Origin of the sequence: Shewanella sp. Scap07 (assembly GCF_013394145.1) — a bacterium.
Classification (GTDB): Bacteria; Pseudomonadota; Gammaproteobacteria; order Enterobacterales; family Shewanellaceae; genus Shewanella; species Shewanella waksmanii.
Genome location: NZ_CP041329.1, coordinates 3,392,509 through 3,414,565, shown reverse-complemented (window position 1 = coordinate 3,414,565; position 22,057 = coordinate 3,392,509). Strand labels below are relative to the sequence as shown.

General features: G+C 45.0%; 20 protein-coding genes. 13 read left to right on the top strand and 7 right to left on the bottom strand.

Annotated features, from left to right (window positions below; translation table 11 throughout):
- Window positions 1–6: 6 nt before the first annotated feature.
- The 7 genes from nqrF (at window position 7) to FLM48_RS14900 (ending at window position 10,986) form a co-directional block, all read left to right on the top strand.
- Complete coding sequence (nqrF, locus tag FLM48_RS14930; protein WP_179025177.1) at window positions 7–1,224, top strand: NADH:ubiquinone reductase (Na(+)-transporting) subunit F; 1,218 nt, start codon at window positions 7–9, stop codon at window positions 1,222–1,224.
- A gap of 175 nt (window positions 1,225–1,399) precedes the next feature.
- Window positions 1,400–1,600 (top strand): hypothetical protein, encoded by a 201-nt coding sequence (locus FLM48_RS14925; RefSeq protein ID WP_028773975.1) that lies wholly within the window; start codon window positions 1,400–1,402, stop codon window positions 1,598–1,600.
- Window positions 1,601–1,751: 151 nt separating this feature from the next.
- The gene (locus FLM48_RS14920) at window positions 1,752–2,330 is read left to right on the top strand and encodes a hypothetical protein (protein ID WP_028773974.1); all 579 of its coding nucleotides are present in this window, start codon (window positions 1,752–1,754) and stop codon (window positions 2,328–2,330) included.
- Window positions 2,331–2,512: 182 nt separating this feature from the next.
- The gene (locus tag FLM48_RS14915; protein ID WP_028773973.1) at window positions 2,513–3,610 is read left to right on the top strand and encodes an AI-2E family transporter; all 1,098 of its coding nucleotides are present in this window, start codon (window positions 2,513–2,515) and stop codon (window positions 3,608–3,610) included.
- A gap of 48 nt (window positions 3,611–3,658) precedes the next feature.
- Window positions 3,659–5,179: a response regulator gene (locus tag FLM48_RS14910; protein ID WP_179025176.1), complete on the top strand. Its 1,521-nt coding sequence runs from the start codon at window positions 3,659–3,661 to the stop codon at window positions 5,177–5,179.
- Between the two features lie 46 nt (window positions 5,180–5,225).
- Window positions 5,226–9,938, top strand: coding sequence for a response regulator (locus FLM48_RS14905; RefSeq protein ID WP_179025175.1), 4,713 nt, complete (start codon window positions 5,226–5,228; stop codon window positions 9,936–9,938).
- Between the two features lie 13 nt (window positions 9,939–9,951).
- Complete coding sequence (locus FLM48_RS14900; RefSeq protein WP_028773971.1) at window positions 9,952–10,986, top strand: HD-GYP domain-containing protein; 1,035 nt, start codon at window positions 9,952–9,954, stop codon at window positions 10,984–10,986.
- Window positions 10,987–11,003: 17 nt separating this feature from the next.
- Here the strand turns inward: FLM48_RS14900 and FLM48_RS14895 are convergent, their stop codons facing one another.
- Both FLM48_RS14895 and FLM48_RS14890 read right to left on the bottom strand, forming a co-directional pair.
- Window positions 11,004–11,453 (bottom strand): OsmC family protein, encoded by a 450-nt coding sequence (locus tag FLM48_RS14895; protein ID WP_179025174.1) that lies wholly within the window; start codon window positions 11,451–11,453, stop codon window positions 11,004–11,006.
- A 192-nt stretch (window positions 11,454–11,645) separates the two neighbouring features.
- The gene (locus FLM48_RS14890; RefSeq protein WP_179025173.1) at window positions 11,646–12,095 is read right to left on the bottom strand and encodes a hypothetical protein; all 450 of its coding nucleotides are present in this window, start codon (window positions 12,093–12,095) and stop codon (window positions 11,646–11,648) included.
- Between the two features lie 330 nt (window positions 12,096–12,425).
- Between FLM48_RS14890 and hpf the strand changes: the two genes are divergently transcribed.
- Window positions 12,426–12,782, top strand: coding sequence for a ribosome hibernation-promoting factor, HPF/YfiA family (hpf, locus tag FLM48_RS14885; RefSeq protein ID WP_028773968.1), 357 nt, complete (start codon window positions 12,426–12,428; stop codon window positions 12,780–12,782).
- An 83-nt stretch (window positions 12,783–12,865) separates the two neighbouring features.
- Here hpf and FLM48_RS14880 read toward each other — a convergent pair whose 3' ends face one another.
- Window positions 12,866–13,777 (bottom strand): LysR substrate-binding domain-containing protein, encoded by a 912-nt coding sequence (locus FLM48_RS14880; protein ID WP_179025172.1) that lies wholly within the window; start codon window positions 13,775–13,777, stop codon window positions 12,866–12,868.
- Window positions 13,778–13,885: 108 nt separating this feature from the next.
- On the opposite strand from FLM48_RS14880, the gene FLM48_RS14875 reads away from it, so the two are divergent.
- Both FLM48_RS14875 and FLM48_RS14870 read left to right on the top strand, forming a co-directional pair.
- On the top strand, window positions 13,886–14,365 hold the full coding sequence (locus FLM48_RS14875) for an OsmC family protein (protein ID WP_179025171.1): 480 nt from the start codon (window positions 13,886–13,888) through the stop codon (window positions 14,363–14,365).
- 28 nt (window positions 14,366–14,393) lie between these two features.
- On the top strand, window positions 14,394–14,702 hold the full coding sequence (locus FLM48_RS14870) for a DUF1272 domain-containing protein (protein ID WP_179025170.1): 309 nt from the start codon (window positions 14,394–14,396) through the stop codon (window positions 14,700–14,702).
- Between the two features lie 43 nt (window positions 14,703–14,745).
- On the opposite strand, the gene FLM48_RS14865 is transcribed toward FLM48_RS14870, so the two are convergent.
- Together FLM48_RS14865 and FLM48_RS14860 are read right to left on the bottom strand one after the other, a co-directional pair.
- Window positions 14,746–16,656 (bottom strand): monovalent cation:proton antiporter-2 (CPA2) family protein, encoded by a 1,911-nt coding sequence (locus tag FLM48_RS14865; protein WP_179025169.1) that lies wholly within the window; start codon window positions 16,654–16,656, stop codon window positions 14,746–14,748.
- A gap of 10 nt (window positions 16,657–16,666) precedes the next feature.
- Window positions 16,667–17,296: an NAD(P)H-dependent oxidoreductase gene (locus tag FLM48_RS14860; RefSeq protein ID WP_028773964.1), complete on the bottom strand. Its 630-nt coding sequence runs from the start codon at window positions 17,294–17,296 to the stop codon at window positions 16,667–16,669.
- A gap of 213 nt (window positions 17,297–17,509) precedes the next feature.
- On the opposite strand from FLM48_RS14860, the gene FLM48_RS14855 reads away from it, so the two are divergent.
- Window positions 17,510–18,445, top strand: a complete 936-nt coding sequence (locus FLM48_RS14855) for a LysR family transcriptional regulator (RefSeq protein WP_028773963.1) — start codon at window positions 17,510–17,512, stop codon at window positions 18,443–18,445.
- A 348-nt stretch (window positions 18,446–18,793) separates the two neighbouring features.
- Complete coding sequence (locus tag FLM48_RS14850) at window positions 18,794–19,336, top strand: hypothetical protein (RefSeq protein WP_179025168.1); 543 nt, start codon at window positions 18,794–18,796, stop codon at window positions 19,334–19,336.
- Window positions 19,337–19,374: 38 nt separating this feature from the next.
- Here FLM48_RS14850 and FLM48_RS14845 read toward each other — a convergent pair whose 3' ends face one another.
- Window positions 19,375–20,034 carry a cupin domain-containing protein gene (locus FLM48_RS14845; protein ID WP_179025167.1) on the bottom strand — a complete coding sequence of 220 codons (660 nt, stop codon included), beginning with the start codon at window positions 20,032–20,034 and terminating at the stop codon, window positions 19,375–19,377.
- Window positions 20,035–20,234: 200 nt separating this feature from the next.
- On the opposite strand from FLM48_RS14845, the gene FLM48_RS14840 reads away from it, so the two are divergent.
- Window positions 20,235–21,209, top strand: a complete 975-nt coding sequence (locus tag FLM48_RS14840; RefSeq protein ID WP_218645300.1) for an alpha/beta hydrolase — start codon at window positions 20,235–20,237, stop codon at window positions 21,207–21,209.
- Window positions 21,210–21,355: 146 nt separating this feature from the next.
- Here the strand turns inward: FLM48_RS14840 and FLM48_RS14835 are convergent, their stop codons facing one another.
- Window positions 21,356–21,688: a hypothetical protein gene (locus tag FLM48_RS14835; RefSeq protein WP_028773959.1), complete on the bottom strand. Its 333-nt coding sequence runs from the start codon at window positions 21,686–21,688 to the stop codon at window positions 21,356–21,358.
- Between the last annotated feature and the right edge of the window lie 369 nt (window positions 21,689–22,057).

The window sequence follows — 22,057 nt, the reverse complement described above, 5'->3', positions numbered from 1 at the left end:
GAAACGATGGAAATGGCAATTGGCATCGGTATGTTTACCTTAGTGGTAAGTTTGCTGGTGATGGTGATATTAGTCGCCAAAAGTAAATTGGTTGCAACGGGCAATGTCAGAATCGGCATTAACGATGATGCAGAAAAAGCTGTCAACACACCGGTAGGTGATAAGTTACTGGGCGCTCTTGCTGGGCAAAATATCTTTATTCCCTCGGCATGCGGTGGTGGCGGTACATGTGGCCAGTGCCGAGTAACGGTTAAGTCGGGTGGTGGTGATATTTTACCGACTGAGCTTGATCATATTACCAAGAAAGAAGCGAAGGCGGGTTGTCGTCTGGCTTGTCAGGTGGCGGTAAAGACTGACATGGAGCTTGAGGTCGAAGAGGAAATATTCGGGGTTAAAAAGTGGCAGTGTGAGGTGATCTCTAATAATAATACTGCCACCTTCATCAAAGAGTTGCTGCTGAAGCTACCTGAAGGTGAAGATGTTAAGTTTAAGGCGGGTGGGTATATTCAGATAGAAGCGCCTGCCCATGAGGTAAAGTATAGCGATTTTGATATTCCTGAAATGTATCGTGATGATTGGGAAAAGTATCAGTTGTTTGACCTTGTCTCAACGGTAGATGAGGAAGTGCTACGTGCTTATTCAATGGCAAACTATCCCGATGAAAAAGGCCGCATTATGCTTAATGTGCGTATTGCCACGCCGCCTGCTGATAATGTGCCGCCGGGTAAAATGTCATCGTATATTTTCAATCTCAAAGCTGGCGATAAAGTGACTATCTCAGGACCATTTGGCGAGTTCTTTGTAAAAGATACCGATGCGGAAATGGTGTTTATTGGCGGTGGTGCGGGCATGGCACCGATGCGCTCGCACATATTTGATCAGCTAAAGAGTAAGCACACAAAGCGTAAAATGAGCTTTTGGTATGGAGCTCGTTCTACCCGTGAAGTTTTCTACCAGCAAGACTTTGATACGCTTGCTGCTGAAAATGACAACTTTGTTTGGCATGTGGCCTTGTCGGATCCGTTACCGGAAGATAACTGGGATGGCTATACTGGCTTTATTCATAATGTGCTGTATGAGAATTACTTAAAGCAGCATAAGGCACCAGAGGACTGCGAATTCTATATGTGTGGCCCGCCAATAATGAATGCGGCAGTGATCACAATGCTAGAAAGTTTAGGGGTTGAGGAAGAGAATATTCTGTTGGATGATTTTGGCGACTAGATTATTATCTTACCCGTTAAAAAACGCAGCCAGTGGCTGCGTTTTTTTGTGGGTGCCTTTGAATAATTAGGTGCGACAACATGCAAAGAACCGATTAAACGCGACTGGCGTGAAATGGTAAATTGTTGTGAGGGCAATTGGGTAGACTAGCTACATTGATTAAACAGGAGCAGTTATGCAAACCATGGTGTTACTGGCTGTATTTTCAATTACCTGGGGCGGCGTAGGCTGGTCTACATCAGTGATCTTCACATTATTACTCGGTGAAGCCTATGCACTGATTGCTATGGTAGTCGTATGCAGTTGCTGGATTGGTAATATAGTAAAAATATTAGATATTTTGCCAGAAAAGAATGTAATTAACGGCAAGAGTTAAAATAGCTTCTACACTTATAGTGCGCAGAATTAAAACGGTAGATATTAGCGATTACGATTGGCGCAAAATGGTAAGTTTATATTTGAGTTGGCGATATAATCGTCAACATTGAAACAACACATTGATTATCATTTTCTAATGAGGAAATTTAATGAAACTAGCAAAAGTACTGATGAGTTTATTGGTTCCAACTATGCTTTTTGGCTGTGCAACAGGTGATACTCCAGAGACCAAAAAAGCACATGCAAGGCAAGAGACTCAAGCAGCTTTGCAGGAGATTTACTCAGAGCACAAAGGTGCACCGGCGGCAGTGAAAGGTTCGGTGGGTTATGTGGTGTGCACGGGTAGCAACAGCTATTTGTTCGCGCTGTCTACTGGTGGTGGAATTTGTGTGCTGCATGAAGGCGGTAAGCAATCTTATTACCGTTTTGCTACCGGGGGGGTGGGTGCAGGTATCGGCTTTAAGAAAGTTGCTTTTGTGCAGGCTTTCCAAGATCCAGCTGCGCTGGCGCGTTTTAAAGAGTCTGGCTATGAAGGTCAAGCACAGGCTGAAGCCAGTGCTGAATATGAAGGTAGCGGTGAGCAAGCATCGGCAAACCAGTCAGTGGATGTCTCTGGGGTTAAAACCTACCAGGTTAACCTAATGGGAGCTGCTGCTCAGGCAACAGTACAAGGCTATAAGTATTGGGAAACTGATTTTAGCGAAGATTTTATCGAGAATGATAAATAAGCGAATTCAGTGACACAAATAGCGCTTCTAGAAGCGCTATTTTTTTGCCTATTGTTCTCGGTAATTAGATTTAAAAAACGCAACAATAACAGAGTATAACAGCTTGATAACAGGCTAAGTATGCTATAGCTTGGAGTTATTGTTTTTAAAACAACCAAATTAACTTATTTCAGGAGTGAAATATGGAACCCCGCCCGCAGAAAACATCGACATTTAGCCACGATGCGATGGATGCAGCTATTAAGATAGGTTTGCTATTCGTCGTATTGATTTGGTGCTTTCAAATTGTTCGTCCTTTTATTATGCCAATCGTGTGGGGGGGGATCATCGCTATAGCCTTGTATCCATTAGTGATGAAGGTCAGCAGCAGTATGAAAATGACGGCTGGACGCGCTAGCGCATTGGTGACGATTATTGCTCTCGCAGCGCTGTTGGTGCCCACATTTATGTTCTCTGGTGCGCTTTTTAGCGGAACTCAAGAGTTTATCGGTGAAATTCAAGAGGGAACTTTAGTGATCCCACCACCAAAAGACGCCGTTGCAGAGCTACCATTAGTGGGAGAGTCGTTACATCAAATATGGAGCAAAGCCTCATCTAACCTTGAAGGGGTGATTAAAACTTACGCGCCTCAAATTAAGCAGTATGGAGGTAAAGCTGCATCGGCGCTTGGAAGCCTAGGTTTCACCGTTTTGCAGTTTGTTATCTCTATTATTATCGCTGGCGTGTTTATGAAAAATAGCCAAGGCGCGACAGAAGTGTTTCATAAAATAGCTAACCGTTTAGCGCCTGGTCGAGGTGAAGGGTTTACCTCTTTGGGTGTGGCGACGGTTCGCAGTGTTGTGCAAGGGGTAATAGGGGTTGCAGTGATCCAGTCGGTACTGGCAGGTGTTGGTATGGCTGTTGTGGGTATCCCCGGTACCGGTATCTGGATGTTAGCGGTACTTATTTTAGCCATTATACAATTACCGCCTATTTTAATTCTTGGGCCGCTGATGGCATACGTGTTCTCTGTTGAATCTTCAACGGTAGCGGTGATCTTCATGGTATGGGGCATATTGGTAAGTGCGAGTGATGCAGTATTAAAGCCTTTGCTGATGGGCAGAGGCGTTGATATTCCAATGTTGGTCATTCTACTTGGTGCACTAGGCGGCATGATGATGTCTGGAATTGTCGGCTTATTTGTTGGTGCCGTAGTGCTAGCTCTTGGCTATAAGTTGTTTATTGCTTGGATTGATACCGTTGCCGAAAACGGCGATGACATAGAGATACCTGCAGAATAGATATTGTTAATAAGCGTTCTTTAAGTGATGTAAGTGAAAGGTGTTGCGATGGATCTAAATAAGTACACAGTGCTGCTTGTCGACGATATGGATGTGATCCGCCGCATCACCTCAGATCAACTGCGCCGATTTGGGGTAGGTAATGTTAAGCAAGCCGACAACGGTATGCAGGCACTGGCTTATCTGCGCGAACGTCAGGTAGATTTAATTATTTCCGATTGGGAAATGCCGAAAATGGATGGCCTAGAGCTACTTAAGGCAATTCGCAGCAACCCGAAATTAAAGCATATTCCGTTTATCATGACCCCTGCGGATGCAGAGCGTGAACAGATGGTCATGGCGATTAAAGCCGGCGTGACTGACTTAATGATCAAGCCGTTCACAGTGGGGATGTTAAGGCAGCGCGTGACTTCTGCTCTAAAAGGTGGCCGTCTGACCGATAGACTGGCTGCAGCAAAAGATAATGAGACCAATAGTAAAAAAGCTCGTCAGTCGGTATTAGTGGTCGATGATAGCAGTGATAATCTAACCTTGATTGGTGGATTATTGAAACAAGATTATGACGTCAAACTCGTAAAATCCGGTGAGAAAGCACTGGCGATAGTGCAGGGCGATATGCCGCCTGACTTGGTTCTGCTAGATGTGATGATGCCAGGATTAAGTGGCTTTGAAGTGATTGAGAAAATGCGCACACATCCGCAGTCACAGCATATTCCAGTGATTTTCATTACCGCACTGACGGATATGGAAAGTAACCTGCAGGGCTTAAAGGGTGGCGCAGTCGATTACGTCACTAAACCTATACAACCAGAACTTTTAAAGTTACGCATCGCCAATTTGATGCGTTACATGGCGCGTCATAAAAGCCTGCAAGCTGACTATGATGACTTAAAAGAGAAACAACGACTACAAGAAAGCGTAGAGACGATCCTCAATAATGATTTAAAAGGCCCAATTGGTGCGTTAATCGCCACGGTAAAGGCGATGCATAATGAGCATCTAACCCCAAAAGAGAGCAAGTACAATTTAGAGCAACTCGATAACTTAACTCAGCAGCTATCTTATATGGTGACTTTATCGAGCGAGCTGATAAAAATTGAAACGGGCCGTTTTGTGCATCAGCCGCAGGCATTTTCGATACATGACACCCTCAAACGTATCGTCACCTTGATGCAAAAAACCTTTGCAGAAAAAAATCAGGTGATTTTTCTTGAACCGTTTGAGGAAGAACCAGAGCACCCCTTTACGGTCAATGCTGACCCCATCTTATGTTACTCACTGTTTTTTAACCTGATTAAGAACGCTTGTGAGGCGGCCCCCGATAAAACTCGGGTATCGATTACCTTGAGTTTAACCACGCCGTTGTCGGTGAAGGTTCAAAATATTGGTGCCGTAGACTCAACAATTCGTAACCGCTTCTGGGATAAAGGGGTGACGACTCATACGGCGACAGGTGCGGGCCTTGGGACCTATTCGGCTAAGCTGTTAGCCGAAGTGCAGGGGCTCGATATTGACATGCAAGTCAATGATGAAAAGAACCTAACTAACGTTACAGTGACATTTGAGTAAGTGATTTTGTCATAAATACATACTAGCTAGATAAAGGTAATGCGACATGGAAAAAAACCTGTTATTGATAATTTTAGGTGTGTTAGTTGTCGCATTAGTTTTGGTGTTTGCTCGGTTGCGTCAGCTACTTTTTCGCGGCAATCAACAGCTCTATGAATTGTCGCGTTACTCAAAGATAACGGCTTTAGGTTTAGTGATTTTCGTGGCCATTATTTTTACATTGGCCGAGATCGGTCTGTCTGAAGCAGACCGGCACGAGCGAGAGAAAAGTGGCGAGTCGCTTATTGGCATTGTTGATACGGCGGATGCGGCCGTTAAAGCTTGGGCTGAAGGCTGGGAAGATAGAGTCCTCAGTGTGGCTATCAACCCACTACTGCATGATCATGTTGAAGATATGATTAAGCTGCCAAAAGATAAAGAATCTTTGTTGCAAAGCTCTCATGTTGAGTGGGCGAGATCGGCTTATGCCCGTTATAGCGAGCCATTTGGCTCTCTTGGCTTTTCTATTATTACCCCAGACGGTGTCAATATCGCCTCGCTGCGAGACGAACCGCTCGGTGCACAGAGTATTGTTTACCGTTATTTTCCAAGTTTAGTTGCGCGCGCGTTTGCGGGAGAGGTGGTATTAACGCCGCCAATTCCGTCCGAAGTGCGTTTGCCTTCAGTTGATGGCATGGAGGAGGCAGGAACGCCCACCATGTTCGTAATCAGTCCGATTGAGATGCGCGGTGGCCACACTCCTGCGTTACTTATCTTGCGTATCAATCCATTTAAAGAATTTGCACTGTTGACCCGTCGCAGCCATGTGGGGGATACCGGTGATTCTTACTTTGTTAATGAGCAAGGCAAAATCCTATCTGAAAGTCGGTTTGCCAGTGAACTATATGAACTCGGTTTATTGGACGTAAATGAAACCAGTGTACTTAATTTAACCATATCTGAGCCTAGTCGAGAGTTGTCGGCGGCTAACCCAGAAGATCAGCAAACCTTAGGGCCGCTAACGAAAAGTGCGGCACAAGTTAGTCAGCATCAACGGGGCTATGATTTTGAAGGTTATATAGATTTTCGTGGTGTAGAAGTTATCGGTGCTTGGCGTTGGAGTGACCGCTACGGTTTCGGGATTATTGCCGAAATGTCGCTCAAAGAGGCCCGCAGTAATTACGATGACTTTAAAAAGATAGTGTATGGGGTCATTGTGGGCGTGATGGTGCTGATAGCGCTGATTCTATCAGCATCGCTATGGTTAGCACGACAAGTGCACAATCAGTTGATTGAGGTCAATAGCGAGCTGGAAAGCCGAGTAAAGTTGCGCACTACAGAGCTGCAAGAGCGTGAAGAAAGGTTGTGGGATTTATATGAGAATTCACCTGTGGCCTACGCTTCTGTTGAGCCCAATGGACAGATCGCTAAACACAACTTGGCTTTTGCGAGTTTGGTGGGTAAAGATCGCAATGAATTTAGCGGGCTGACACTCTCTGATGTATTTACTTTTAGTCAAGAAAATCATCAACGAATTGAACAACGTCAACAGCTGATTGCCCGTATCATGCGGGGTGAGCCTTGTACTGATGTGCGAGTTGAAATTGAACAGCCCAGTGGCGAAGTTGTTGTTGCATCGCTTAATGTGGTGACTAAAACCGATGAGTCAGACAAGGTTGAGGAGCACCGTATTTCGCTGCTAGATGTAACCCAAAGAGAGAAAGTTCGCCAGCAGTTAAAGAATAATCAAGATCAGTTCGAGTCGATGGCTAATAATATTCAAGGGGCGGTGTTTCGCTTTTTACTCAAAGAGAATTGGCGTAACTCGAAAATGCTATATGCCAGCTCTACCATTGAAAGTATTACCGGTTATGCCAAAGAAGATTTCTTGTGCAGTCCGCCTAAAGCTCGTTTGTTAGAAATTGTCGATGAACGTTATGTCGCTGAACTGTCGAGAGAGATGGAGAAAGGGCAACAACAAGGTATCCCATTTTCACTCGATATGGGATTTTATAATGCCAAAGGCGAATTTAGGTACGGTCAGCTTAAGGCACAATTTTCTAGGTCGACTGATGGTGGACCCGATTATATCGATGGCAGCTTGTTCGATATTACCGAACAAAAACAGGCTGAGTTGCGCTTACATGAATCAGAAGAGCGCTTAGAAGTTGCCTCTACCAGCGCGCAACTTGGTATGTGGGATACATTCCCACAAGAAGATAAAACCGTCATTAATCATATTTATGCACAAATGTTAGGTTATGAGATGACTGATTTGTGTGTCAGTGATGCGAAATGGTCAGAGCTTAAAGCGTCGGATAAAACCTGGTTATCGCTAATTCACCCTGATGACTTAGAACAGCATATCCAGGCGATGGAAGAGCATATTGAGCAGCGCTCAGCAATCTATCGACATGAACTGCGCTTAAGACATAAAGCGGGTCATTATGAGTGGATTCTTAACGTCGGCCAAGTATTTGAAAGGGATGAGTTTAATCGACCGCTGCGGATCAGTGGTATTCACGTCAATATCGATGCATCTAAACAGTTAGAGCAAGAGTTAGAGCAAGCAAGATTAAAGGCCGATAGTGCCAATAAAGCAAAAAGCGAGTTCTTGGCCAATATGAGTCATGAAATCCGCACACCAATGAACGCCATTATTGGTATGTCTCACCTCGCGTTAGATACAGAGCTTGATCCTAAGCAGCGTAATTACATTACCAAGGTCAACCGCTCAGCCGAATCACTGCTGGGGATCATCAACGACATCCTTGATTTTTCTAAAATTGAAGCGGGTAAGCTCGATGTTGAACACATAGTGTTTAAGCTCGAAGATGTGCTCGAAGGTGTCTCTAACTTAGTCGGTTTTAAAGCGGAAGATAAAGGCCTAGAGCTGCTATTTGATATTGAAGCCAATACTCCCAGCTTATTGATTGGCGATCCATTAAGGCTTGGCCAAGTCCTCACCAATTTAGTTAATAATGCCATCAAGTTTACCGAGCAAGGCGAAGTGGTGATTCAGGTCAGTGCCACCAGTGTGAGTAGTGACAATGCGACGTTAGCTTTTTCCGTGACTGACACCGGCATTGGTATGAATGCCGAGCAAAGCAGTCGTCTATTTAAAGCATTCTCCCAAGCTGATAGCTCTGTTACCCGTAAACATGGTGGTACCGGACTTGGACTGGTGATCTGTAAGAACTTGGTAGAGTTGATGGGAGGCGAAATCGCCTTTAGTAGCGAATTTGGCCAAGGTAGCCGCTTCTACTTTGATTTAACCTTTGCCGCGGTAGATAAAGCCGAGGTAAACAAAGAGCCGTCAATGCAACGATTGCCAATCAATATTGATGAAGTCAAGGTACTCATTGTTGATGATAACAGCAGTGCACGGCAGATTTTTGCCAACATGTTAGAGAGTTTCAGCATCAATTATCAGGTGGCGAAAAGTGGCCATGAGGCATTACAACTTGCCGCTGAGCAAGACTTTGATGTCACGCTACTGGATTGGAAAATGCCGGTGTTTGACGGCATTGAAACCTTAATGGCCCTGCGTGAGCAAGGCTATGATAATGAAGTCATCATGGTGACAGCCTTTGGGAAAGAAGAGCTCGTTGTTGCCGCGAAAGATATGCAGGTGAGTCAGATTTTGACCAAGCCAGTCACCTCATCAAATTTGCTCAATAGCATTATGCAAGCATTAGGCGCGGAAGTGAGCAGTCAATCTCGTCGGGCGGATAAGAAAGAGATCACCGAACGAGCGATTGCGTCATTAGCCGGCAGTCAGGTATTGGTAGTCGAAGATAACGACCTCAACCAAGAATTAATTCAGGATTTACTCGAAAAACATGCCATTAAAGTCACCATTGCAGAGCATGGCGAGCAGGCATTAGCGTGGCTTGATAAGCAGCAGTTTGACGGCGTGCTTATGGATTGCCAAATGCCAGTAATGGATGGGTACACCGCTACTGCAGCAATTAGGAAGCAGCCTCAATTTGCCGATTTACCCATATTGGCGATGACGGCCAATGCGATGGCTGGCGATCGCGAAAAAGCCATCAGTTCGGGTATGAACGATCACATCGCTAAGCCAATTAACGTTGATAACATGTTTGTGGCCATGGCCAAGTGGATTACGCCTGCTAACCCAGTCAGCGTTGAAGGGGCCGGACCAACTCGGCCTGCAATGCAGCTGCCAGCGTTTGACTTTACTCATATCGATCACCAAGCTGGGTTTGCTCGTACCGGTCACGATGTCTGGTTGTATCTAAAAATAATGGCCCGATTTAATACGACCACAGAAATTTTTGAACAGCAGTATGTTGACGCGATTGGTAAAAAAGATGCTACAACCTGTGAGAGAGTTGCTCATACTTTAAAAGGGATTGCTGGCAACATCGGTGCACAAAATTTAGCTGATTTGGCTGCTAAACTTGAAGCTGAGGCGCCGTCATTGGGTGATGAGAATTTGCCACAGGTGTTGGCTGAGTTATTGCTGGTACAACAAGAAATCGCCACTTTTCTTGAGCTTAGCGTGCAACAAAACGAGCAGCCCACGATGAGTGTTTCTAGCGATGAAAGTCAAGCTATGTTAGCTAAGTTGTTGTCTATGCTAGAGAACTACGATGCAGAAATTAATGACTATATTTTAACTGACTTAGCGTTTTTAGGGCAAGGAGCGACTGCACAGTTATTTAAACAGCTTTGCAGTGCGACAGATGACTATGAGTATGATCAAGCAATAGAGATAGTCGCCCAGTTGCAAGCGGCCATTGATAAACAATAAGGGGAAAGCGTATATGGACAAAGCTTTAGAGAGAGAGACCATTTTAGTGGTTGATGACACCCCTGAAAATATTGATGTCATGGTGGGAATATTAAAGCAGGATTACCATGTCAAAGCGGCAAAAAACGGTGAGATAGCCTTAAAAATTGCCCGTCTAGCCAGCCCGCCTGATTTGATCTTATTGGATGTCATGATGCCTGGTATTGATGGTTACGAGGTATGTAGACAGCTAAAAGCTGATCCGCTGACAAAGCACATTCCGATTATTTTTGTGACAGCCAAAATAGCCCAAGAAGATGAGCTGCACGGATTGTCATTAGGTGCAGTTGACTACATTACTAAACCTATCAGCCCACCTATTGTTAAGTCTAGGGTCAGTACGCATTTGGCGCTTTACAATCAAAACCGCGAGTTAGATAGAAAAGTTCGCGAAGCGACAGCTGATTTGGCTAACAATCAAAAAAAGGTGATTCAGAGACTAGGCCGAGCTGCTGAATACAAAGACAATGAAACCGGCTTGCATGTTATTCGAATGAGCCATTATACCTATTTGCTAGCGCTGGCTGTCGGCATGGATGAAACCGATGCTAGATTGCTAAAAGCCGCCGCCCCTATGCATGATGTGGGCAAAATAGGCATTCCGGATGCGATATTACAAAAGCCCGGCAAACTCGATAACGATGAGTGGCAAGTGATGAAAACCCATGCTGCGATTGGTGCGGAGATTCTCGGCGATGATCAGTCTGAATTGCTGCGGGTTGCTAAGGTTGTGGCGTTAACTCATCACGAGAAATGGGATGGCTCTGGGTACCCTAACGGTTTGGCGGGTAACGACATTCCTTTAGAGGGCCGTATTGTAGCGGTCGCCGATGTATTTGACGCCCTAACCAGTAACCGCCCCTACAAGCGAGCCTGGAGTGTTGAAGAAGCGGTAGAGTTAATAAAAACTGAAGCTGGTGGCCATTTTGACCCCCAACTAGCAGAGGCGTTTGTCAATCAATGCTTACCACAAGTGGTCGAAGTGATGGAGCGATGGCGAGATGAGTAGTACGGCTTCTTTGGCCATTAATCAAGATTAATGATCACCTTAGCTTTAATGCTATTGGCAATAAAACAATGTTGATGCGCTAATTGATGGGCTTTTTCCAACTGGTCACTTGTTGGAGAGCTAGCTGCAAAGCTAATTTTAGGGGCTAAAGTGATCTCGCTAATATACTGCAAACCGTGAGCATTGCGACTAAGTATCGCTTGGGCACAGTCTTTGTATGCAGTAACATGCCAGCGCTTTTTCTCTGCAATGGTCAGCAAGCTCAACATATGGCAACTGCTGACTGCAGCAAGTAATAACTCCTCTGGGTTAGCCTTATCTGCATCGCCATTAAAAGCGGCTGCACTCGAACACTCAAGTATCTGACCTGATTGCAAACTAATCTCATGTTGCCGTGACCATGCCTGTGGTGTGGCTAAGTTAGTGTCTTGGCGATTAGCCCAAGTTAATTTTGATGAGAACAACATAGCAAGCCTTTGGCGCAAAAGGGCTAGCCTAGCATTGCAGCTTACAAATTCAAATAGGCTTGTGGGGACGCCAAAGTCCAATATTTGGCTGGTTGCTAAAGTGATTGCTTATTATTTTGGGTGGGGGATAGTGATGCGAGCCAGTATGGACTGGCTCTTGGTGTACGCTATTGTGTGGGGGAAATGTGTCAACTACTCTTCATACCACTGCTGGGCGTTGTCGCTAGCGGTCGCGTATGCTTGCATCGCAGCGAGGTTTTGTTGTTGAACTTGCTGATTGACCACTGCCGAGCGGGCATCATCATTATTGTTTAGATAGTAAGCCGTGGGCGCTGAAATACCGTTACCAGTGCCAGTTGCAATTCCGGTTAAATCTGAGGCTACTTGGTACTGCATCTGGGCCTTTTTGTAGTCGACATACGCATCGACTTTATCGCCATTGTTAGGCAATGCGGGCAGTGTGCCTGGTAAACTTGACTGATCATTGCGGCTCAATGCCATAGCTTGCGCAGAGATTGTTACGGTATCAGCATGCGCCGCTGTATTGCTGCGAGTGGCAGTATTGGCGCTGTTTGCTGCTGGGGTTACCGCGGGTTGCGAATAGACCTGATTGACACTTTGTACACTTTGATTGACCTGCATAATTAACTCCCCCAAGTTTTTGATGGTGGAATAATAAACTAATTAAGCTGAATGTTATCTGAACAAGCACACAAATGTGATTTATGAACTATTCTTGATCCGTTGTTAGTTGTTCAGATTTTGATTAGTTAAACAAAAAATCATGCAAATTCGATTGTCAGCACGCTTTTTTAGGTGCACAGTAGAGTTAAGCACATTGATACAAATGTCATAAATTCACTAAATGCAGGGAGTTATTGGGTAAGACATAAAAAAGTGTTTAATAGGCCTTGAGATTGCAGTTGAGCGTCCCCAGTTCTATTAGTGAAGTAATTCTTAAAAGGAAAACCTATGAAAATAAATCTTTCTGGTCACCACGTTGATATTACCGATTCAATCAAAGAACATGTGAACGAAAAGTTTTCCAAAATCGAGACACATTTCCCAACCTTGATTTCGCTCGACATCATTATCTCGAAAGAGCACGGCGAGTTTCAGGTTGAAATCAGTACCAAATATGAAGGAAGCCGAATAGCCGCCTCTGGTGGTAATAGTGTGATGTATCCCGCTATTGCATCAGCAGCCAAAAAACTCGATGCAGCATTAAAGCATCGCAAAGGTCAGCTTAAATCAGACCTACATGAAAAGCCGGTAAGCACTACGCCTGAAATTGCCCATGAAATTGTGCAAGAGATGAAGCTGGTCTAGCCTGCTAATTAACACTCCCAAGCGGGAGTAAGACAAAAAAACCACTTTTTAAAGTGGTTTTTTTGTGGCTGAAATAGCAGTTATTAGTGAGCAAATTGTTGTTTGAGCCACTGGTGAAAGGCCTTTAATTCTGGTTTGTGCCAATGTGCAGGTGGCGCCACCAGATAATATTGAAATTGGGTATCAAGTTGCGCATTTCCTATGCGTACAAGCTTACCATCAGTCATTGCAGTGCCTAGCAAGTGATGCCAACCAAGTACAATTCCTTGTTGGTGCTCAGCGGCAGTCAGCGCCAGCGAGACTTGACTAAACCACTGCTGATTTTGGTTGCTAGCTCTTTCTATGTTGAACTGACTAAACCAAGCTGGCCAACTGACACCTCCCGGCGCATCTTCTATACCAGCGCGATATCCCAGTAATGTGTGATTGTGCAGTAATGCGTGGCTAGCCTTTTGGTTTTTTATGTGCTGATGGCTGAGTAGTGCAGGATGACACACGGGATAGACTGACTCCTTTGCAAGCCACTCACTGTGCAAATTGGCATAGTCGCCACTGCCGAAGTGAATATGGGCGTCGCATTGGGTAGTATTGAAATCGACTATCTTATCTAGGGCAATAACTTCTATTTCGATGTCGGGATACTGGGCTTGAAAGTGACTGAGCTTAGGGATCAAAAAACGTTGGCAAAACGAGGGGATTGCCGCTATCACTAAGCGGGTTCTTTGGCTAGCAAATTGACTTTGGTGGACGCCGTGTTGAATGTTTTGTATGCCCATGGTGGCAAATTTTTGCAAATTTTCACCGGCAACTGTAAGTGTGACACCATGGGATTTTCGATGAAATAAACTCACATCTAATTGTTGCTCCAGTAGTTTAATCTGGTGGCTAACGGCACTGGGAGTAATATTGAGTAGGCTTGCAGCGCGACTAAAGCTCAGCTCTTGGGCAACAACAGTAAAGGTTTGAATAGCGGCGAGTGAGTAGTGAGTAGACATGATGTGAGTTTTACTTAATAGCTGGTGAAATAATATTGCTTTATTAATGGCTAAGCTTCAAGGGATAATTCGATAACAAATCGAGTTAAAGTAGAGGGTTAATAGAATATGGCGAGTTACAATGCACGAGTTCAATGGCAACACAGTGATGAGGATGATTTTACAAAAGGTCGCTACAGTCGAGCCCATACGTGGAGCTTCGATGGTGGCGCTGAACTCGCAGCATCGTCATCGCCACATATTGTGCCTTTACCCTTTTCTGATGAAAATGCGGTTGATCCTGAAGAAGCATTTGTTGCCTCATTATCCAGTTGCCATATGCTATTTTTGCTGCACTTTGCCGCAAAGGCGGGTTACATCGTGCAGTCCTATGAGGATAATGCTTGCGGAAAAATGGCGCAGGATGAGCAAGGGAAACTGGCCATGACTGAAGTAGTGCTAAATCCTAAAGTGGTATTTAGCAATAACAATGGCGCAGACAAACCCAGTGAAGAGCAGTTAGCACATTTACATCATTTAGCCCATGAGCAGTGCTTTATCGCCAATTCGGTAAAAACCAACATCATTACTAATATCGTCAACCCGTAAGTGACTGAGCAAACATAGAGGCATAAACATGTTAATGATTAAACCCAACTGTGAATGCTGTGAAGTGCAACTTAGCCCGGACTCTACCGATGCGATGATCTGCAGTTACGAGTGCACTTTTTGTCGTCGCTGCGTTGCTGAGCAATTACAAAATGTGTGTCCTAATTGCGGCGGTGGCTTTACGCCTAGACCTATTCGGCCTAAGCAGGCATACCGTGACGGGGTGAGTCTACTGCATCAGCCTGCTAGCGATACTAAAGTTGTGAGTCGTTACACTGTGGTTGAAATGGGAGAATTCGCTGCAGCAATCGCCGCCATCAGTCCTGAACACCGTTAATACGTGTGCAGTGCTCACATCAGCTGAGCACTGCATTAGCAGCTTAGTCCTTGAAATCATCGAGGTAGTTCTTTGGTGGCGGAGTCCAGCCTCGCTCGACTTTAGCTTGTTCATCTACGTTTTCACTTTTCATCGCTTTAGCTATAGCGTTTTCCAGCTCAATAAACAGTTCTCTAAAGTGAATACTGTACTTACTGTCTTCAGTATTGTTGCGCCAAAGATCAAATAAAGAGTCTTTGTAGCTTAGCTCCAATCGTCTTAAGGTGGCCTTTTTCTGCTCTGCCTTATAAGGATGAACGCCCATTGATATTAGCGCTTCTTTGCCTAACTCCAGAGCTGAATGGTAGGTTTCACTGACAATAAAATCCGCCCCTGCATGTTTAAGTTCAAAGTGATGCCCTCGGTCGAATGCGCGAGCGAAAATTTTCACTTTAGGGTAGGTGTGCTTCACATATTTTGTCAGTTCAATTGCGGCTTCTTTATTATCAATGGCAATGACTAACATGGCCGCCTTGCTGATACCTGCGGTATGCAACAGATCTGGCTGGGTCGCATCCCCATAGTAACTTTGTACATTGATTTTCTTTAAGTTATCAACTTGAGATACTTGGCTGTCGAGTACCACGGTTTCGATTTTGTTAGCGCGGAGAAAACGATTGACCATCTGGCCGAAACGACCCACTCCCGCGATAATCACACTGCCTTGGTGGGTGATCTCGTCGGCCTCTCTTTGGTTTTCAGTTTGTTCAAATTTAGGCAAAATCACTTTGTCGAAAAAGATAAACAGAGCTGGAGTCAAGAACATCGATAACGCCACCACCAGTAAGAGTATTTTGGCAATATCACCGGGAAGAATGTTGTTTTGCACGGTAAAGCTTAGTAGTACAAAGCCGAACTCCCCCGCCTGAGCAAGACTTAAGGTAAACAACCAGCGATCGCTATTTTTTATTTTGAAGATGAGTGCCAGCACGTACAATACCAACGCTTTGATAAACATGACTGCAAGTGTCAGAGCGATAACCACCAATAAATTCTCACCAAGAATGACAAAATCAATACCGGCACCTACGGTTATAAAGAACAATCCTAGCAATAATCCTTTAAAGGGCTCGATATTTGATTCAAGTTCATGCCTGAACTCACTATTAGCTAACACCACCCCGGCTAGGAATGCGCCGAGCGCTGGAGAGAGACCCACCAAGCTCATTAGCGCCGCGATGCCGATGACTAACATCAGTGACGTCGCAACAAAAATTTCTCGTAGCCCTGAGCTCGCGACATAGCGAAATAATGGCCGGCTGAGGTAATGGCCGCCAACACCGACAAAACCAATAGCGAGCAGAAGCACACCAGCGTATGCCCATCCCGGTAGCCCTGCGACTAATGATAACTCTTCGTGATGTTCAGCTGCTTGCGCGGTCGCATGCTGAGCTTGTGCGACGAGTTCGGGTAGTGCCAACAATGGCAATAAAGCCAACATTGGAATGACGGCAATATCTTGAAACAGCAATACCGAAAATGCGTTATTGCCGCCTTCGGTTTTAGTGAGGTTTTTTTCATTGAAGGTTTGCAGCACAATCGCCGTAGACGATAGCGCGAATATCAGGCCGATGGTTAGCGCCACGGTCCAGCCAAGGTCAAAAAATAGCCCGCCTGCAGTAATGATTGCTGTGGTTAAGCCAATTTGAAGGCCACCTAGACCCATCAAGCGATTGCGCATTTCCCACAGTTTTTTGGGTTCTAATTCTAATCCGACCAAAAATAGCATCATGACCACACCAAACTCAGCAAAGTGTTGCAGGCTATTGGTGTTCTCACTGCCAACAATCGGACCTATAACTACCCCTGCCACCAAATAACCCAGCACAGAGCCTAAACCAAAACGCTTGGCTAGCGGGACTGCAATTACCGCTGCGCATAGGTAGATAAATGCATCAATAAAATAGCCTGTCATAGTGTAATCCTCACTCGCCAGTTAATGGGGTATGGGCACTAGTCAGTGCATGGTTGAGCAGCGGTAAAGTGGCAGCATGCTGGATATCTAATCGCTGCTCAGCACAGGCTGTAAGCAGAGAAATAAATTGGTCTACATGTTCGGTTATCCGCCCCTGTTCGGCAGCATTGCGACTGCTAAATAGCGCAAAAGGAGGCAGGTACTTCATATGAGTTAAATTGGCGGTTTGCTCAATAGGGTGAAGCAACTCTCTTAAGGTAAAGTGATTATAGCCATCTTGCTGATAAGCTGCTTCAGCACCACCTGCGGTTGTGACACAGAAAAAAACTTTGTCCGTTAACGCAGTGCCATTGGCTCCATAGGCAAAACCATATTCAAGCACCAAGTCTTGCCATTGTTTGAGAATAGCGGGGGTTGAATACCAAAATAGTGGAAACATAAAAATGATGACATCATGGTCTAACAAACGTTGCTGCTCGACTTCAATATCGATATCAAAAGTGGGGTATTCACGGTAAAGGTCTATAGCGGTGACATCTTGATGGCGCAGACTGGCATTAAACAGGGGTTTATTGACTTCAGAGCGCTCAAGTGAAGGGTGTGCAAATAAAATCAGTATTTTATTTCTCACTACAGACATGACATTTCCTTGTTTGGTCGATACTAATTCCAATTTAGCATAGTGCATTTTGAAGTAAACCGTCATGACAATGCCAACCTAGAATGGGCGGGAATATCTTTGCTATTACTCCTTAATTAGCAAATATGGAAGCGGGTGTTGACCATGCCAATGGGCCATTAAGTGTGATAGGTTTGAACACTAGATGGGTGATAGGTTGGGAAAGGGTCACGTTTGAAAACTCAAGACATTAAGCTGTTTATTCAGGTCGTAGACAGTGGCAGCATAGTGAAAGCTGCTGGGTTATTGGATTTACCTAAGTCTAATGTGAGCCGCAGAATACAAGCACTGGAGCATTTTTTAGGGGCCAAGCTATTTGTTCGTCAGCCTCGCGCCTTGCAGCTTACCGAGCAAGGGCAAGTGTTTTACGATAACGCTATCTCAATGTTGCAACAGTTTGACGATACCATCAATGCGATTAAGTTTCCCAAACAACAAGTCAGTGGTCATTTAAAGGTGCAATTAGCGGCCAGTGCTCACAGCCATGCTATTAATGATCTTGTTTACCGTTTTATGGCGAGTCATCCGCAGGTTACCGTTGAGATACTAAGTAGTAACGATACGACAAGCATCATTGCTAAGCATGTCGATGTTGGTTTTCATTATGGTGAAAGCTTACCTGATAGTGAGATGATTGCGCGTAAACTAAAAACTGCACAATTATCCTTATATGCCAGTAGTGAATTTTTAGCTAAACACAATCTACCGAGTCATATAGAGCAGCTTGCTGAACTGCCTTATATTCAAGCAAGAATGCCCGGTGGAGAATTACTGCGTATGCCGCTGACAAGCAAATTCAAACCGCAGAATATGCGTACCGTGTTCACCAGTAATGATGTGGGTGCGATACTTAATGCGGCAATTGCTGGGGTCGGTATCGTGGCTCTGCCTGTCCATATTGGTGATGCGATGGTCAAGCTGGGAAGTTTAAAATGTGTTTATGCTTCAACGCCAGTATATGAAGTACACAGCTGGTTGTTGTACCGCTCCAATCAGTTCATGCCATTATTGCAACGTCGTTTTATCGATTTTATTGTGGCCGAGTTTGCCAACATGGATCTCGCTCAGGCTGCGCAAACTGGCGTCAGTAAAATGGTCAATAGTGAATAATAGCAACGTGCCCATTGCTGGCTGATGAAGTGAATTTTAATTTGTCAGCGGAAACCACCTGCCTTGGGGGATGTCACCGTATTTTTAGGTCATGACTTTAGAACATGGCTTTAGAACATGACTTTAGAACATGGTTCCAGCTTATAGGCTTAAGCTGCGCCCCTATATTATTAGGGGTTCCGAATTTCAGAACCTTTGGTTCTATTGGTTGCTGTTTATGTTTTAAATGATGACACTATAATGATGATTAAATAATCAAAGCAATGAACTGTCGCGGTTTAGCGAGCAAGCCTCACTTGTTCTGCTAATGATGATTGCAAAACAGCTATATCATTTAAAGGAATCTTTATGACTCAATCTCATCTAGCAACATCGATTATCGGTAAACTTGGCTTAACCATGATGCTTTTACTTGGCGCGTCATTGACTCAGACCGTCAGTGCGAATGAGCAGTTCGTGTTTCCAGAGCAAGGTCAATCTGCAGAGCAACAACAACTCGATGAATCAAGCTGTGATGCTTGGGCGATAGAACAAAGCCATTATGATCCTGCTAACCCTCAGGTTGCAGCAACACCAGCGACTACAGAGGTTGATCAAGGTGCAGAGCGAGGTTCAGGTATGCGCGGTGCCATGGCGGGAGCCGCGACCGGTGCGGTGGTTGCAGAGTTTGGAGATGATGATCGCAGTGATGCGGCACAAAATGGTGCTTGGGTTGGCGCAGTCGCCGCAAGACGCCAAAGTCGCCGTGCAAACCAGCAACAAGCAGAGCAACAAGTGGCGGCGGAACAGCAGGCGGTTCAGGCTGCTGAGCAAAGCAATGCCGAAGGACAACAAGATTTTCTGCGTGCTCGTGCAGCTTGTTTAGAAGCTAAAGGCTATAGCGTTAAGTAATGACACAGCCATTAAAAAGTTCTTAGGTTCGGTGTCGGCTAGCTGACTGGCAGGTGTCCGACCTTGACAAAAATAATGGTGTCTTGTTGTACGAAAGGCTGATGCTGGCTCAAGTGCGGACTTCGCAGCCAGCTCATTGCGTTGTAACTACCGTGTTCATCCTCAAAACAGCCACTCAATACTAATATCTCTTCGCCGCCAAAGTGCTTGTGTGATAAAAACCGCTCACCAGCGGGCCACTTAACCAGTGCCGTGTGTTGACCTGCATAATCGTGTAATGGCATCACTTGTAATCCGCCTTGTCCCGGTTGCCAAAGCGTAGTCTGTGTGTCAATTCTCACACTGGCGCTATCCTGTTTATCAAATTGGTTTAGTTTGACAAACAAAGTGCATCCTTGCTCACTAAAGGGCGCATGAGCACTGCCAGGCGGGTTGCGAATATAGCTGCCAGGCCCATAATTACCGTGCTCATCACTAAAGGTGCCCGATAGCACCAGAATTTCCTCTCCCAAAGGGTGTAAGTGACGCTTAAAGCGAGCGCCAGGCAGATAACGTACAATGCTTGTTGCATGCCCTGATTCCTGCTGCTGCCTTGCTAATGGTTTACGTTCAACGCCCTGCATTGGGCTTGGCAGCCATGGTTGCTGCTCGGTATCAATATGGACGGTTTGGCTGAAATCTAAATTGAGGTTTTCCATAGGGCTTTGCGCTCCGGCTATCTTTTTTTATTTGAGTAGGCGAAAGACTGATTATTGCTGAAATTGGGATGTTGTCGTTGGTGTTCTCAATTTGCTCAGCTATTTTTTAATGCAATGGGTAATAAGGTCGCCAAACTGTATGTTTGTTATTTACTCATTGTATCGCAATAGGATGCCCAACATAATTAAAAAGGAGGTGGATGATGCTGTTTATTACCAGCCGCACACCAAAACAATCAGCTAAATCAAAGCGTAATCGAAAAATCAGTTTCAACTATGACAATACCGCTGCGGCACAATATTTGTATTTTTGTGAACGACGCGGTGAAGATGATTATGTCGAGATTAAAAGCCCTGAACTATTTAGAAGATTAAAAGCGTTACCAGCAGAGACTCAGCTGCTGTTCTATATTCATGGATTTAACAATAATATGGAGCCGGACATTTTCAATAATGCCGCTAAATTGCAACAGCTTATGGACAATGAAAGGCCCGGACTAGTGCACGTTATCCCGCTTGTCTGGCCATGTGATGACGATAGTGCAGTCGCATTTGCTGACGACTATTGGGATGATCAAGATGCTGCAGATGCCAGCGGTCCAGCTTTTGCGCGATTATTAGGTAAATTTGATAGTTGGCGCCGAGCTGAGGCGCAGCAAGCAGAGCCTTGTCTTAAGCGAATCAATGTGTTGGCGCACTCTATGGGTAACCGGGTGCTTAAAAATGCGCTAAACGACTGGTCGGAAAAGCATGCTGCGGGCAATATGCCGCAGTTGTTCCGTAACACCTTTATGGTTGCAGCGGATGTCAAAAATGAGATTTTAGAGCAAGATCAGCCCGGCAGGCATATCGTCGATAGTAGCAGAAATGTGGTGGTGTATTTTGCCAATGATGATTTATCAATGCCGGCGTCGAAACTTGCCAATATCCGTAACAAAACCCTTTCACGGCGGATGGGGATGACAGGGCCTGAGAAGCTATCTCGGTTACCTAATAAAGTCTACGAAGTTGACTGTGATGACTTTAACAATAAATTGGACTTAAAAGGCCATAGTTATTTTTTGACCGATAAGTCGGGCAATACGGTCAGCCCAATCATCAAGCACATGGCGGATGCCATCGATGGTGGCCGAGTCAAACCTGATAATCGCAGTATTGTGCTGCACTTACCCTAAGCTTGGAATCATCCAATGTTTTAGATTGCTTGTTTTAGGCCATGTGTCGGTACGCTTTTATCAAGGTGATAAACGTAGCGGACACATGGCCTAACTGTATTGTTGGTTGATGCTCAAGCGGTAACGGGGCCTAGATAACGGCCGCGCTAGTTGGTTTTTACCGGGGTTAATCCTTGTTCGCGAGACTCGATAGCTTTTTCAAGATCAAAGCCACTACCACGCCAAGTCTTAGCTTCTTCTGCATTAAAAGATTGGCCTTTCCATGCGGTAGCATCTTCTAAGCTAAAACCGGCTTTAGTCCAAATTTCGGAAAGCTCAGGTGTAAATCCACCACCGCGCCAAGCCTGGGCTTTGGCAGCATCAAATCCTATCTCTTTCCAATCAACAATCTCGCGCTCAGACATTCCTTTCCAATTGGCGGGTGATGAAGCACACGCGGCAAGCATGAGGGCAACAAGTGCAACGCTGATCTTTTTCATATATGCATCCTTAATATTATCGAAAGTATTAACCGTTCGCTCAGTACGGCAGCGTATTCATAATTATCATTAGCTGACATTATTATGATACAGCTGCTTCTTTACACTAAGAAAACAACTGCCTACATTGAAGATAGTTGCTTAAATATCAACCGACAAGTTATTGATACCCAGTTATTGATATGTCGTTATTGTGCTTTTTGCTGGTGGCTGAGGGTACATGGTGTGAAATCGCTGACATTGTGCGGATTAAATGCGGTATTGCGGTATATCAAGTTGTGGCAATTGCCACCGTAAGCGGGGCAAGATTACCCAGATGTCGATACAAAAAAAGGCAACCCGAAGGCTGCCTTTCATTTAACTTTTAAG

Coding starts and splice junctions, on each gene's coding strand:
- nqrF (WP_179025177.1), top strand. CDS start 7: ATGGAAATGGCAATTGGCATCGGTATGTTTACCTTAGTGGTAAGTTTG.
- FLM48_RS14925 (WP_028773975.1), top strand. CDS start 1,400: ATGCAAACCATGGTGTTACTGGCTGTATTTTCAATTACCTGGGGCGGC.
- FLM48_RS14920 (WP_028773974.1), top strand. CDS start 1,752: ATGAAACTAGCAAAAGTACTGATGAGTTTATTGGTTCCAACTATGCTT.
- FLM48_RS14915 (WP_028773973.1), top strand. CDS start 2,513: ATGGAACCCCGCCCGCAGAAAACATCGACATTTAGCCACGATGCGATG.
- FLM48_RS14910 (WP_179025176.1), top strand. CDS start 3,659: ATGGATCTAAATAAGTACACAGTGCTGCTTGTCGACGATATGGATGTG.
- FLM48_RS14905 (WP_179025175.1), top strand. CDS start 5,226: ATGGAAAAAAACCTGTTATTGATAATTTTAGGTGTGTTAGTTGTCGCA.
- FLM48_RS14900 (WP_028773971.1), top strand. CDS start 9,952: ATGGACAAAGCTTTAGAGAGAGAGACCATTTTAGTGGTTGATGACACC.
- FLM48_RS14895 (WP_179025174.1), bottom strand. CDS start 11,453: ATGTTGTTCTCATCAAAATTAACTTGGGCTAATCGCCAAGACACTAAC.
- FLM48_RS14890 (WP_179025173.1), bottom strand. CDS start 12,095: ATGCAGGTCAATCAAAGTGTACAAAGTGTCAATCAGGTCTATTCGCAA.
- hpf (WP_028773968.1), top strand. CDS start 12,426: ATGAAAATAAATCTTTCTGGTCACCACGTTGATATTACCGATTCAATC.
- FLM48_RS14880 (WP_179025172.1), bottom strand. CDS start 13,777: ATGTCTACTCACTACTCACTCGCCGCTATTCAAACCTTTACTGTTGTT.
- FLM48_RS14875 (WP_179025171.1), top strand. CDS start 13,886: ATGGCGAGTTACAATGCACGAGTTCAATGGCAACACAGTGATGAGGAT.
- FLM48_RS14870 (WP_179025170.1), top strand. CDS start 14,394: ATGTTAATGATTAAACCCAACTGTGAATGCTGTGAAGTGCAACTTAGC.
- FLM48_RS14865 (WP_179025169.1), bottom strand. CDS start 16,656: ATGACAGGCTATTTTATTGATGCATTTATCTACCTATGCGCAGCGGTA.
- FLM48_RS14860 (WP_028773964.1), bottom strand. CDS start 17,296: ATGTCTGTAGTGAGAAATAAAATACTGATTTTATTTGCACACCCTTCA.
- FLM48_RS14850 (WP_179025168.1), top strand. CDS start 18,794: ATGACTCAATCTCATCTAGCAACATCGATTATCGGTAAACTTGGCTTA.
- FLM48_RS14845 (WP_179025167.1), bottom strand. CDS start 20,034: ATGGAAAACCTCAATTTAGATTTCAGCCAAACCGTCCATATTGATACC.
- FLM48_RS14840 (WP_218645300.1), top strand. CDS start 20,235: ATGATGCTGTTTATTACCAGCCGCACACCAAAACAATCAGCTAAATCA.
- FLM48_RS14835 (WP_028773959.1), bottom strand. CDS start 21,688: ATGAAAAAGATCAGCGTTGCACTTGTTGCCCTCATGCTTGCCGCGTGT.